Source organism: uncultured Proteiniphilum sp. (genome assembly GCF_937873925.1).
In the GTDB taxonomy this organism is placed as follows: Bacteria; Bacteroidota; Bacteroidia; order Bacteroidales; family Dysgonomonadaceae; genus Proteiniphilum.
Map to the genome: position 1 here is coordinate 1 of NZ_CALNAT010000239.1, position 12,639 is coordinate 12,639.

At 45.5% G+C, this 12,639-nt stretch carries 10 protein-coding genes and 1 pseudogene; 5 read left to right on the forward strand and 6 right to left on the reverse strand.

Features of this window, described 5'->3' with window-relative positions; genetic code table 11:
• Together Q0502_RS16770 and Q0502_RS16775 are read right to left on the reverse strand one after the other, a co-directional pair.
• A pseudogene (locus Q0502_RS16770) lies at positions 1–279 on the reverse strand (hypothetical protein); the annotation flags it as partial.
• 5 nt (positions 280–284) lie between these two features.
• Complete coding sequence (locus tag Q0502_RS16775) at positions 285–653, reverse strand: BlaI/MecI/CopY family transcriptional regulator (RefSeq protein ID WP_298653336.1); 369 nt, start codon at positions 651–653, stop codon at positions 285–287.
• A 452-nt stretch (positions 654–1,105) separates the two neighbouring features.
• Between Q0502_RS16775 and Q0502_RS16780 the strand changes: the two genes are divergently transcribed.
• Both Q0502_RS16780 and Q0502_RS16785 read left to right on the forward strand, forming a co-directional pair.
• On the forward strand, positions 1,106–1,282 hold the full coding sequence (locus tag Q0502_RS16780) for a hypothetical protein (RefSeq protein WP_298653339.1): 177 nt from the start codon (positions 1,106–1,108) through the stop codon (positions 1,280–1,282).
• A 110-nt stretch (positions 1,283–1,392) separates the two neighbouring features.
• A complete protein-coding gene (locus tag Q0502_RS16785; protein WP_298653342.1) occupies positions 1,393–2,196 on the forward strand; it encodes a DUF892 family protein in 804 nt (267 codons plus the stop codon).
• A gap of 97 nt (positions 2,197–2,293) precedes the next feature.
• Here Q0502_RS16785 and Q0502_RS16790 read toward each other — a convergent pair whose 3' ends face one another.
• The 4 genes from Q0502_RS16790 to Q0502_RS16805 form a co-directional block, all read right to left on the reverse strand.
• Positions 2,294–3,388: a DNA topoisomerase IB gene (locus Q0502_RS16790; protein WP_298653345.1), complete on the reverse strand. Its 1,095-nt coding sequence runs from the start codon at positions 3,386–3,388 to the stop codon at positions 2,294–2,296.
• Positions 3,389–3,553: 165 nt separating this feature from the next.
• On the reverse strand, positions 3,554–4,003 hold the full coding sequence (locus Q0502_RS16795; RefSeq protein ID WP_298653348.1) for a PA2169 family four-helix-bundle protein: 450 nt from the start codon (positions 4,001–4,003) through the stop codon (positions 3,554–3,556).
• Positions 4,004–4,175: 172 nt separating this feature from the next.
• Positions 4,176–4,343, reverse strand: coding sequence for an Arc family DNA-binding protein (locus Q0502_RS16800; RefSeq protein WP_298653350.1), 168 nt, complete (start codon positions 4,341–4,343; stop codon positions 4,176–4,178).
• Positions 4,344–4,428: 85 nt separating this feature from the next.
• The gene (locus Q0502_RS16805) at positions 4,429–5,370 is read right to left on the reverse strand and encodes an SPFH domain-containing protein (RefSeq protein WP_298653352.1); all 942 of its coding nucleotides are present in this window, start codon (positions 5,368–5,370) and stop codon (positions 4,429–4,431) included.
• A 394-nt stretch (positions 5,371–5,764) separates the two neighbouring features.
• On the opposite strand from Q0502_RS16805, the gene Q0502_RS16810 reads away from it, so the two are divergent.
• The 3 genes from Q0502_RS16810 to secDF all read left to right on the forward strand — a co-directional run.
• Positions 5,765–7,639, forward strand: coding sequence for an SLC13 family permease (locus tag Q0502_RS16810; RefSeq protein ID WP_298653355.1), 1,875 nt, complete (start codon positions 5,765–5,767; stop codon positions 7,637–7,639).
• A gap of 97 nt (positions 7,640–7,736) precedes the next feature.
• Positions 7,737–9,857, forward strand: a complete 2,121-nt coding sequence (locus Q0502_RS16815) for a M3 family metallopeptidase (RefSeq protein WP_298653357.1) — start codon at positions 7,737–7,739, stop codon at positions 9,855–9,857.
• A gap of 177 nt (positions 9,858–10,034) precedes the next feature.
• On the forward strand, positions 10,035–12,639 hold a 2,605-nt coding region (secDF, locus tag Q0502_RS16820), incomplete at its 3' end, for a protein translocase subunit SecDF (RefSeq protein WP_298653360.1).

Here is a 12,639-nt window from a genome sequence, read left to right on the forward strand (position 1 = left end):
GATCCAGGGAATTTCTATCCGTGGTTCAGGCGCCAAAATTTCCGTAACGGGAAAAACAAAAAAGTCCCTCGGAACCATATCGACAACCGATTCCGGTTTTTTTTCCGGAATAAGATTGAAACGGAAAAGCGGAAGCAGAGATACCGCCAGCACCACGAATATCAACAAAATACGGTTGATATTATGAAACGTGCTTCCGGCAAGAAAAAGCTTGTAGAAACCGTAAAATAACGCCATTAAAACGGAGGCGCGAAGCAGGTAATAGAGAAAAAGTTCCATAACGATCATTTTTTAGAGTTCGATTTTTCCACTTCGTCCAGTAATTTTCGTACTTCTTCCACAGAGATATCCTGCTCTTTGATCAGCGACGAAACCACACTCAGGTAGGAATTGTCAAAGTATTTTTTCACCACATTCTTCAATGTACCGTTCCGATACTCCTCTTCACTGAGGATCGCGAAATAACGGTAAGTAGTACCGAACGCCTCATGCGACAGAAAACCTTTCTCTTCCAGCATACGCGCATAGGTCGATAGCGTATTGAAATGCGGTTTCGGATCGGGATACTTCTCAACCAGTTGCTTCACAAACAGCGGTCCTTCATCCCAAAAAAAGCGCATCACCTCTTCTTCCCTGCCTGTTAATTCCTTCATATCACAAATTTTTAGATGGTTAGAATCAAAATTGATATTTATTGCTGCTATTGGAATTTTTACACATTGTAAAAATTCAACCACGCTGCAAATATAACTAAACATTTTCGTTTTATAACGAATATATTTAGTTAAATAAACTATATTTATTAGTTAAAACTTCATCAAAAAAAGAAACCCATTGAAAACCTTGAAGAAATTACCACCTTATGGCTGGAAAATGAAGGGATTAACCCTTATAGGCGGAAAGGGCGGGGGTAGAGATGGACACTACGCCTCATTATTTTACAAAACGGTGATTTTCAAATAAATATTATAAAACCGGCAAAATTAAATTGTTATATAGATATTTAATAAACAGTAATAAAAACTTCCGGCTAAAACAAATTTTCTCCATAAATGGTTTTATATATGTACTTGAAACGAATCAGGTATATAAACATGAAATCAATATGGACTCAAAAAAAACAAATGATGACAAGGACCATAAACCGGGTTCTGCTTCCCAAAAGGACAAAGGTTCGGACAATCGTTCCGGTTCGAGAAGCAACAAAGATTCGGACAACAAATCCGGTTCAAAAAGCGGCAAAAACAAAAGCACGGATAAACCCGGTTCGCGAGCCAGATGATTCCGGATAAAAAATCCCAATTATCAAATTCAATTAAATCCAATTAAAAAAAGACCAGAGTGCAGCCGAGAACTGCGCTCCGGTAAAAAAATCCAAAAATTATCAAATCTATGGACTCAATTAAACAATCGGCAGAACGCCAGTCGAAGGACAAAGGTCAGAGTGTCCGTTTTAACGAAAAATTTGAAAGCAAATTAAAAGATTTTTTCATTGAAGAACTGAAAGATATCTATTTTGCCGAAAACGAAATCCTGAAAGGCCTTGAAAAAATGGAAGCCGCAGCTACTTCCCTCTCCTTAAAAGAAAGTATCCAGCTACACTACACGGAAACCGAAGAACAGGTGGAAAGGCTGAAAGAAGTATTCGCACTTGTAGGCGAAGAACCTTCCAAAAAGAAATGCGAAGCTATTTTAGGTATCCTAAAAGAAGGGGAAACCATGCTCGAAGATACCGAAGAAGACAGCATGGTTCGCGACGCAGCTATTATTATCGCCTGTCAGAAAGTAGAACATTATGAAATAGCCACATACGGTAGTCTTGCAGAATTGGCAAGGACACTCGGTTTAGACGAAGTAGCCGAAATTCTTGAAGAAACGCTCGAAGAGGAAAAGTCGACGGATGTCACCCTAACGGAGTTGGCCGTTGAATCGATAAATGAAGAAGCGAAAGAAGAAGGTGAAGTGAAAGATGTGGAGGAAGAAGATGACGACGATGATGAGGAGAATGAGGATGATGATGATGATGATGATGACGATGACGAAGATGTTGATGTTGATGACGAAGATGTTGATGACGAAGATGTTGATGATGTTGATGAAAATGGAGACGAGGAGGACGACAGCGACAACCCGGACAGCAAGTATCAGGATATAGAAGATATCGATAGAGAAAACCGAGGTATAGAGTACAAATAAGCCTCGCCCGAAGGAAAAAAGTTATTTTAGTTAAAATAGGCCTACTGTCAGAACAACCCTGAACTTACGTTTCAGCACAATTTTTTAAATCCGGAAATTATCCTTTCTCCAAAATGGAAAGGATAATTTTTTCTTCCGGCGTCAGATCTGTGCAGTTATCATTTCCTTCTGTTTTATTCAGTAGTTCATAATAGTCCTGAAGAGAACCGCTTTCATATAAACTTATAATAAGCGGATGTACGTAATATTTTTTACAAACCGCGCGTGTGTTTCCCAAGTACGCCGCCACTTTATCAAGCGCTTCCACTACTTTTTTTCTTTGCTCCGCCTCCGTTTCGGCATAACCTAATTCCTTGAACGCCAGAAAAGTATTTACCGTTCCCGCCCATGTCCGGAAATCTTTCGAGGTGAACTCTTCTCCGCTGATTTCTTTTATATACTCATTCACCATTAACGAATCAATAGCGTGACGTTTTCCACCATCATCATAATACTGGAACAACTCCTTACCGGGAATTTCCTTGCATTGCCGAACAATGCGCGCCAACTTGGGGTCACGGAGGTTGATATCGTGATACACCCCTTTTTTGCCTTTGAAGGAAAACCTGATGGTATTTCCTTTTACATCGACATGTTTGTCCTTGAGGGTTGTAAGCCCGAATGAGCCATAGAGTTTTTCGTACACATTGTTCCCCACCCTGATGTTGGTACGCTCCATCAGACTCACTGTTAAAGCAAGTACTTTTTCCCGCGGAAGTCCCTCCAGGGCAAGGTCTTTTTCCATACGCAGCCGGATCCCCGGCAGCGCATGTACAAACCGTATCATGTGGGAATATTTGGTGTGGCTTCTCAATGCAACCCATGCGGGATGGTAGCGGTATTGCTTGCGTTTTTTTGTATCGATACCCGTAACTTGTAAATGCCCGTTTTCAAGCGTACAAATCCACACATCTTTCCACGCCGGCGGGATGACCAACTTATTTATCCGGTCCAATACCTCCTGGTTTTTAACTTCTTTTCCTTCCAGTAAATAATAAAATGATTTTCCCCGCTTTTCACGGCTTATGCCCGGAGTATCGGTATCGGTTACATATACGAGATGTGCCGCCTTGGCAACCTTTACAGGGTCATTGAGAATATCGGCTGTTTTGCCGGACGATATATTGTTGATGATTTCTCCCGTTTCTTTCATACAACTATTCTAAACATGTTTCATACGATTAAAACTATTTATTTTCAAAGCAAGTACATAGTTGTTGGCAGTGAAAAATCGATTTTACATGTCCAACAGGTAAAAACCGGAAAAAGTATTTAACAACTCTTTCCGGTTTTTCAAATTCAAATGATGATAGTGGGACTAAAGCGTATCGCGCATGGCTCGGATTGTGTCATGCGAAGTTTTTATTTCGGCTTGCTGGCGGATAACTATACTCCGTTGCTCCGGCGTCAGATTCTCGCATTCCAACGTTTCTTCATAGGCACGTAAAGCTGCGTCTTCACCATTTTCGCAATTATCGAGAATGGTTTTTCTGTCGCTCCCCGAAAAGAAAGCTTTCACATCCATCCATGCACGATAAATTTTTCCGGCCGCTTTGGTACCTTCGGCCACTCTTTCGCCCGATCTAACCACTTCGGAAACCAATTCGTCACGAAACTGACGGCTCTGGTCTATCCTTTCCTGAAATAAACTTCTCAGGTCGGCGTCTTCGTCCCTCAGTTCATCGATAGCTTTCTGATAACCTTCCATTCTGTCGTTGTTGATCAATACCAAATCATTCAACGTTTCTGCCTGTTTTTCTAAATTCATAATTAAGTCCTTTCTTTTGGGTTTATAATTGAGTTCACAGAACAGTGTACATGCATAAAACAAATGCTGGTTCCTTATTGTTGTACTAACGGATACTAATAAACTATAACAAAGGCAGATTGCTCTATATGGGCAAACATCCTGGTTTCACGAATGCGGTCCCAAAGCAAAATCATTTCACTTTCAGGCGCCCGTTCTTTTTGAGTGCCTGATCCAATATCCACTGAATCTGACCATTCACGCTGCGAAATTCGTCGGCCGCCCATTTCTCTATCGCATCCATGGTGTCCGCATCCAACCGCAACGCGAAATTCCTGGTAGTTTTCTCTTTTTTAGCCATCTTTCATTCGCTCCCTCTTATCAAGTTTCATCAACACCGTTTCCAGATAATCGGGCTGATTGATTCCGATCAATACCTTCTATCTTCACTGGTACAACGTACCCGTATTCAGTACCGGCTGGGCCGATTCATCAGCGCAAAGCACTACGAGCAGGTTGCTTACCATAGCCGCTTTTTTGTCGCTGTCCAGTTCTACAATATTTTCATCTTCGATACGCTCCAGCGCCATTTTCACCATCGTCACCGCACCTTCCACGATCTTCTCGCGGGCCGATATAATAGCTTCCGCCTGCTGGCGGCGAAGCATCACGGCCGCAATTTCGGGTGCGTACGCCAGATAATTGATACGTGCTTCCACGATTTCAATCCCGGCCATCTCCAAACGGTTGTTCAACTCCTTCAACAGATCTTCGTTGATCTCTTCCCCACCCGACCGCAATGTCAGTTCTGTATCCGAAACCACATTGTTGTCGTAAGCATATAACCCGGCAACCTGTCGCAATGCGGCATCGCTTTGTACGGCCACAAAATTCTCGAATGCATCCATCTGTTTACTCACCGTGTAGGTAACGGCCCCATCCTTACCGGGCCTCGATGCTGCCATCGTCTGCGCATCGATCTCGAACATCGCCTTATAGGTATCCCTCAGTTTCCAGACCAGCACCAAGCCTATAAGCACAGGATTCCCCACTTTGTCGTTTACTTTGATAGGATCCACATTCAGATTCCTGGCACGCATGGAAAGTTTTTTCTTCGTCATAAAGGGATTCACCCAGAAGAATCCGGTCTCTTTCAACACCCCTTTATATTTCCCGAAAAAAACCATCACTATCGCCTCATTGGGCTCTAACTTGGTAAACCCTACAAACAGGATAACCCATATAATGGTCATAATAATCCCTGTGAGAATCCCCCACACATCCTGTGAAAAAAGCCATACAATCCCTGCCAACAGAATTAACAACAAAAAAAGCATCAGGAAGCCGTTTGTCTTAAAACCCTTAAAATTGAATTCCTTTGTTTCCATAAATAGATAATTTAAAATGATATTATTTTAATATCACAAATATATTAAGTATTTTCCGGTTATCAAAACTTTTTCCCAGTTTTTCCTCAAAGTTCTCCGGTTTTTTTGAAACTCCGGCCGGCTACCCTATAAAAAATAGTCGTTTATAATTACAATTATTTCCATGACAACGATGCCATCCGGTACGGTCTACTTTGCTTCATCATATTGCCGGTAAGATTCACAGGGCATATAAAAAATTTCAATTATCTTTGTGTCCATTGTCGCGAGCGGACTTGAATTTAACATTCCGGGTTATTAAACCACAACACTGAGAACAACCCTGTTATCCTCTCCGTCTCTCACAATATTCTTATCATTTTCCTGTTTCGCACCCATCTGTGAATAAACTTGTATGGACATAAACGTTCTTATTATTTTCGGAATCATCTTACTGGCGGTTTTCTTTTTTGTATGGGGAAAGATCCGGTCGGACATTGTCGCGTTATCCGTCCTCGTCTTATTGGTCTTGACCGGAATACTGACCCCCGAAGAAGGGTTGTCGGGATTTTCCAATTCCGTGGTTGTCATGATCGTATGCCTGTTTATTGTGGGAGGAGGTATTTTCCAGACAGGGCTTGCCAAAATGATCAGCACAAAGATACTTGCCTTGGCGGGGGGCAATCAATACAAGCTTTTTATACTGGTTATGCTGGTAACCGGAGGTATCGGGGGATTTATAAGTAATACGGGGACGGTCGCACTGATGCTGCCTATCGTGATGAGCCTGGCCGCCGAAGCAAATACCGATTCACGGCGGTTTCTGATGCCAATGGCTTTTGCCAGTAGCCTGGGACTTCTTACTTTGATCAGTACCCCTCCCAACCTGATCATCAACGACACTTTAATCAGCGGGGGTTTCGAAGGATTATCTTTCTTTTCATTTTTCCCCCTCGGGTTAATTACACTGACCCTCGGTATCGTCTTGCTCTGGCCTTTAAGCAAACTACTGGTAGCGAACAGGGGAAAGGAGAAATCAGATATAAAGAAAAACAAATCCCTGAAGCAACTGGCGTCGGAGTACCAGCTTGCGGACAACCTGTACAGGATCCAAATAGAAAAAAACTCTCCTTTTATCAACCAATCCCTTCAGGAATTGAATATCACCCGGACTTATAATGTAAGCATCCTGGAGATCCGCAGGATCCATTCGCGAAACCGTTTTCATAAAACCGTGGATATGAGCATGGCCGGGCCGCTGAGCACTTTTAAGGAAAATGATATTTTGTATGTACTGGGCAATTTTGACGACGTAACGGCTCTCGTCAGCGAAAATGGCTTGAAACTGATCGATACCCATAAAACAGAAGGTGTGGACAATGCATTGTCGATTTCCCGGGCAGGGGGAATGGAGTTCAGTGAAATCGGGATCGCGGAAGTTGTTTTGATGTCCACATCGAAACTGATCAATAAACGGGTAAAGGAATCGAATTTCCGTCAACTTTACAATGTGAACATACTGGGAGTGCAACGCAAAGACGGTTATATCCTTCAGGATATAAAGAATGAAAAAATGCTTTCAGGCGACGTATTGCTCGTACAGGGAAAATGGTCGGATATCGAAAAATTGAATCAGGAAACATCGGAGTGGGTAGTAGTCGGGCAACCCATGGAAAATGCACTGAAGATCCCGTTGGATCATAAGGCTCCGATAGCGGCCGTGATCATGATCCTGATGATCCTGTCCATGGTATTCAACATAGTGCCTACCGTTATTGCCACGATGGTGGCAGCCCTATTGATGATCGTACTGGGATGTTTCCGCAATGTGGAGTCTGCCTATAAAAGCATCAACTGGGAAAGCACCTTCCTGTTTGCGGGTATGTTCCCTTTGGCGATCGCAATGGAGAAAACAGGAGCTTCCGGCTTAATTGCCGACGCGATCGTGAACGGGTTGAGCCAATTCGGCCCGGTCTCGGTATTAGCCGGCATATATCTTGCCACATCCATATTGACGATGTTCATCAGTAATACGGCTACCGCCGTGTTATTTGCCCCGATAGCTCTGCAGTCTGCATTGGCTATAGATGCCAGTCCCTATGCGTTTTTGTTTGCCGTGACGGTTGCTGCCAGCATGTGCTTTGCCAGCCCGTTCGCGACCCCTCCCAATGCATTGGTAATGTCTGCGGGGCGATACAAATTTGTTGATTATATAAAAGTAGGTTTGCCGTTGCAATGTATCGTGGGCATTATCATGATCTTTATTTTGCCCCTGCTTTTTCCGTTTTAAGTAAAAAAGGTAACTTTGCCGTAATTTTATCAGGAACTTACGTGAATTCATCGGAGGGGTATTCCCCATCGTTTAAATAATATTAATTAATAGTCGGATGAGAAAATTTATTTTTATTTCAGTAGCAGTTATGACATTACTTGCCCGCAACAACGCCAACACCGGTAAGACCGGTAGTGAACCCGGAGCCGTTTTTTATACCGAATACGATACGCCCTTCGGTATGCCCCCTTTCGACCGGATCTCTTTCAGCGATTATAAACCGGCCTTCTTAAAAGGGATAGAAGAAGAGGCGAAGGAGACTGAAGCCATCGCTAATAACCCCGAAGCACCCACTTTCGAAAATACCATCGTGGCAATGGATAACAGCGGAAGGTTACTCAATCGCGTTTCCCGTGTCTTCTACGGCTTGAAGGGCGCTGAAACCAATGACTCTATCCAGGCGCTGGCCGAAGAGCTCTCACCCCTCTTGTCGGAACATCGTGACAATATCAATCTGAACGAAAAATTGTTCAACCGTATCAAAACGCTGCACGATGATACCACGGGCATGAACCTCAACACCGAACAATATCGGGTGCTGGACAATTATTACAAAAATTTCGTGCGTTCCGGTATTCTGCTGGGCGAAACCGAAAAAGCAAGGTTGCGCGAGATCAACAAGGAACTATCGGCCCTCACCCTCCGGTTCGGAAGTAACCTGCTGAATGAGACCAACGGGTTCAAATTAGTGATCGACAATAAAGAAGATCTTGCAGGACTCCCCGACGGCGTCATTGCCGCAGCCGCAGAAGCCGCCAACACAGCCGGAGAAGAAGGGAAATGGGTGTTCGGCCTGCAAAAACCAAGCTGGCTCCCCTTTTTACAATATGCTGAAAAACGCGATCTGCGTGAAAAGCTCTACAAAGCCATGTATATGCGGGGCGACAACAATAATGACAACGACAACAAGCAGATCATCAACGATATTGTGAACCTGCGGGTTGAAAAAGCGCAGATGTTGGGTTATAAGACGCACGCCGATTTTGTTCTCGAAGAGAGCATGGCCAAAACATCGGAAAACGTGTATAAACTGCTCAACGAAGTGTGGGAATATGCTATTCCCCAGGCAAAGAAAGAGGCAGCGGAACTGCAAAAACTGATCGATGCCGAAGGAGGCCATTTCAAACTGGCATCATGGGACTGGTGGTATTATACCGAAAAACTCCGCCAACAGAAATATTCGCTCAATGAAGAAGAGATCAAGCCTTATTTCAAAATGGAGAATGTCAGGGAAGGGGTGTTCGAGGTAGCTAACAGGTTATACGGATTAAACTTCAGAAAGCTGGAAAACGTTCCTGTGTATCACCCGGAAGTGGAAGCATATGAAGTGCTCGATGCCGACGGTTCTCACTTAGCGGTATTCTATACGGACTATTTCCCGCGTGCCGGCAAAAATGCCGGTGCATGGATGAGCAGTTTCCGCGGACAGCAGGTACTCGACGGTGAGAATATCCGCCCCCTTATTTATAATGTAGGTAACTTTACCCGTCCTACCGGAACAACGCCATCGTTACTCACCCTCGACGAAGTAGAAACCCTCTTCCACGAGTTCGGACATGCTTTGCACGGCATGATGTCGGATGTAACTTATGCAAGCGTCGCCGGTACCAGCGTTTCACGCGACTTCGTGGAACTTCCGTCGCAAATCATGGAGCATTGGGCATTCCATCCGGAAGTACTGAAACTCTACGCCAAACATTATCAGACCGGCGAGGTGATCCCCGATGAACTGATTGCCAAAATCGATGCGGCATCCAAATTCAATATGGGCTTTATCACTACCGAATTTGTCGCCGCAGCGCTGCTCGATATGGATTATCACACGCAGAGCACTACCAAAACCTTCGATGTGCGTGAATTCGAGAAGAAGTCGATGGAAAAGATCGGGCTGATCGGAGAAATTATTCCCCGTTACCGCAGCACCTATTTCTCCCATATTTTCAGCGGAGGATACTCTGCCGGATATTATGCCTACCTCTGGGCTGAGGTGCTGGATGCCGATGCCTTCCAGGCATTTGTGGAGAACGGTGTTTTCGATAAAACCACCGCCGCGGCCTTCCGTGATAACGTACTGTCGAAAGGCAATTCCGACGATCCGATGGAACTCTACAAAAGATTCCGCGGCGCAGAACCCGATCCGGTATACCTGTTGAAGAACAGGGGATTCATCGAATAAGCCTGAGAAGAATATCACCGGATGAGTTTGAACAAAAATTATCCGGTGATATTGTTCTTAAAAAGATAAAAAAACGTATATTTGCACGCTCAAACAAAAAGGCATCAAATATGCCTTTGTTTTTACATACGTATGGAGTTAGTAACCTGAAAATAATAAACAAAAAGTAATATTGAAATGCAAAACAAAGGATTCATTCAAGTTTTCAGTATTATCCTGGCAGCTATCAGCTTGTTCTATCTCTCCTTTACCATAGTGGGGAGACAATACAACAAGAAAGCGGATCAATACGCCAATGGAGACTTAACTATGAAGAACCAGTATCTCGATTCCCTCTCTACCGAGAAAGTGTATCTGAACTATACGCTTAAACAGGTTCGCGAAAAGGAGATCGGACTGGGACTCGACCTGAAAGGGGGGATGAACGTTATCCTCGAGATCGATGCGGCACAAGTGCTGGCATCACTCGCCAATACCGATGACCCCCAATTCAATCAGGCATTAAGGGAAACCATCGTTCAAAACCGCCGTGGAAGCTCGGCCGACTTTATCACGCTGTTCCGGCAGAACTACGAACGGATAGCGCCACAGGGAAAGCTGGCAAATATCTACAGCATCACCATAGGCGACAGGGTACGTCCCACCGCCACCAACGATGAGGTAATCGCCATATTACGCAATGAACTGGTCAGTGTGGCCGACAACTCGTTCAACGTGCTGGCTACACGTATCGACCGTTTCGGGGTGGTAGCTCCCAACATACAGCGGTTGGATCGTGCGGAACGCATCCTGGTGGAACTTCCCGGGATCACCGAGCCGGAACGTGTGCGTAACCTGCTGCAAGGAAGTGCCAACCTCGAATTCTGGAAAACATACAACATCAGTGAACTGGGCGTCTATTTCAACGAGATGAATACCAGGTCGGGCGAATATGCCATGGCCCAAAGGTCGGGACAGGCGGATACCACTGCCGCTGAAGCGGAAAAGGGAACCATAGCCGGAGATACCCTTGGCCTGACCGATTCACTTCGGGTGCCTGCATTGGAAAATGAAAAAGAAAAAACCATTATCAGCAGAAGTTTTCTGGAATATTTCAGTGAACCCTATTTTGCCATGGGCGGGGCTACGGGGCCCGTCGTAGGAACCGTATCGAAACTCGATACCGCTGAGGTGAACTTCCTCCTGAACAGGTATAAGGATATTTTCCCTGCCGATGTGCGGTTCAGATGGGGATTCAAACCCATTGACCAGCGTGAGACCTACTTCCAGTTGTTCGCCCTCAAAGGTGATGGAAGTAAACGCGGTCCCGCTTTGGAGGGAGATGTAGTGACCAACGCCCGTGCCGACCAGGGACAACAGGGATCGGCCTGGGAAGTGACTATGGCGATGAACTCAACCGGCGCCAGCCGCTGGTCCACCATCACCGGCGCCGAGATCGGTAAGTCTATCGCCATTGTGCTCGACGGGTATGTATATTCGGCACCCACGGTCAACGGCCGCATCGACGGCGGACGCTCCTCTATCACCGGCAACTTCACGCCGCAGGAGGCGCAGGACCTGGAGAATGTGCTTAAATCGGGTAAGATGCAGGCCGGTGTCCGTATCGTACAGGAAGACGTGGTAGGTCCCTCGCTGGGGCAGGAAGCTATCCGCGATGGATTTGTCTCCTTTGTCATCGCGCTCGTGGTCCTCTTTATCTTTACCTGTATGCTCTATGGTTTCATCCCGGGCATGGTGATCAACGGGGCACTGCTCCTCAACTTCTTCTTTACGCTGGGAGCGCTTGCGGCATTCCAGGCGGTGCTCACCCTTCCCGGTATTGCCGGTATGATCCTCTCCCTCGCGATGGCGGTCGATGCCAACGTGCTTATCAATGAGCGTATCAAAGAAGAGCTTGCGGCAGGCAAGACACTGCGCCGGGCATTGGAAGATGGCTACAAGAACGCTTTCTCCGCCATTTTCGACTCCAACCTCACCACCATCATCACCGGTATCATCCTTGCCGTTTTCGGCGTGGGCGCCATCAGAGGATTTGCTGTCACCCTTATCATCGGTATCGCCGTTTCTTTCCTCACAGCCGTGTTCATCACCCGGTTGGTATATGAAAACCGGTTTGCCAAAGACAAATGGATGAATCTTACTTTCAATACGGGATTTTCTAAAGCCATCTTCAAAGAATACAATTTCGATTTCATTCATAACAGCAAGAAGATACTCATAGTCATCGGGGTTTTCGTGGTTGTCAGCACCATATCTCTCTTTACGTTAGGGTTGAATTCAGGTATCGACTTCACGGGTGGCCGGAATTATATTGTCCGTTTCGATCAGCCCGTCCGAGTGAACGATATAGAAAATGCCCTGAATCCTTACTTCAACGAATCGGTTCGTGCCATTACCATTGGTTCCAGCAACCAGGTGCGTATCTCCACCAACTATATGATCGAGGAGGAAGGCGCCGGAGTAGAAGACCAATTGCGTGATTTGCTCGGACAGGGATTAAAAGAGTTCATGACGCCCGGAAAAACGATCGACGATCATATACAGAGCTCCCAGAAAGTGGGGCCGAGCATCGCCGAAGACATGATCAGGAATGCATTCCTTGCCCTCTTCATAGCGCTTGTCTGTATGGGTATCTATATCCTGTCCCGTTTCCGGAACTGGGGATTCTCTGTCGGAACAGTCGCCGCACTGTCCATCGACGCATTTGCCGTAGTGGGATTATATTCGTTACTCTGGAAGGTCATGCCTTTCTCCATGGAGATGGACCAGACCTTTGTGGCGG

Coding starts and splice junctions, on each gene's coding strand:
- Q0502_RS16810 (WP_298653355.1), top strand. CDS start 5,765: ATGGACATAAACGTTCTTATTATTTTCGGAATCATCTTACTGGCGGTT.
- Q0502_RS16800 (WP_298653350.1), bottom strand. CDS start 4,343: ATGGCTAAAAAAGAGAAAACTACCAGGAATTTCGCGTTGCGGTTGGAT.
- Q0502_RS16795 (WP_298653348.1), bottom strand. CDS start 4,003: ATGAATTTAGAAAAACAGGCAGAAACGTTGAATGATTTGGTATTGATC.
- Q0502_RS16780 (WP_298653339.1), top strand. CDS start 1,106: ATGGACTCAAAAAAAACAAATGATGACAAGGACCATAAACCGGGTTCT.
- Q0502_RS16815 (WP_298653357.1), top strand. CDS start 7,737: ATGAGAAAATTTATTTTTATTTCAGTAGCAGTTATGACATTACTTGCC.
- Q0502_RS16790 (WP_298653345.1), bottom strand. CDS start 3,388: ATGAAAGAAACGGGAGAAATCATCAACAATATATCGTCCGGCAAAACA.
- Q0502_RS16805 (WP_298653352.1), bottom strand. CDS start 5,370: ATGGAAACAAAGGAATTCAATTTTAAGGGTTTTAAGACAAACGGCTTC.
- Q0502_RS16785 (WP_298653342.1), top strand. CDS start 1,393: ATGGACTCAATTAAACAATCGGCAGAACGCCAGTCGAAGGACAAAGGT.
- Q0502_RS16775 (WP_298653336.1), bottom strand. CDS start 653: ATGAAGGAATTAACAGGCAGGGAAGAAGAGGTGATGCGCTTTTTTTGG.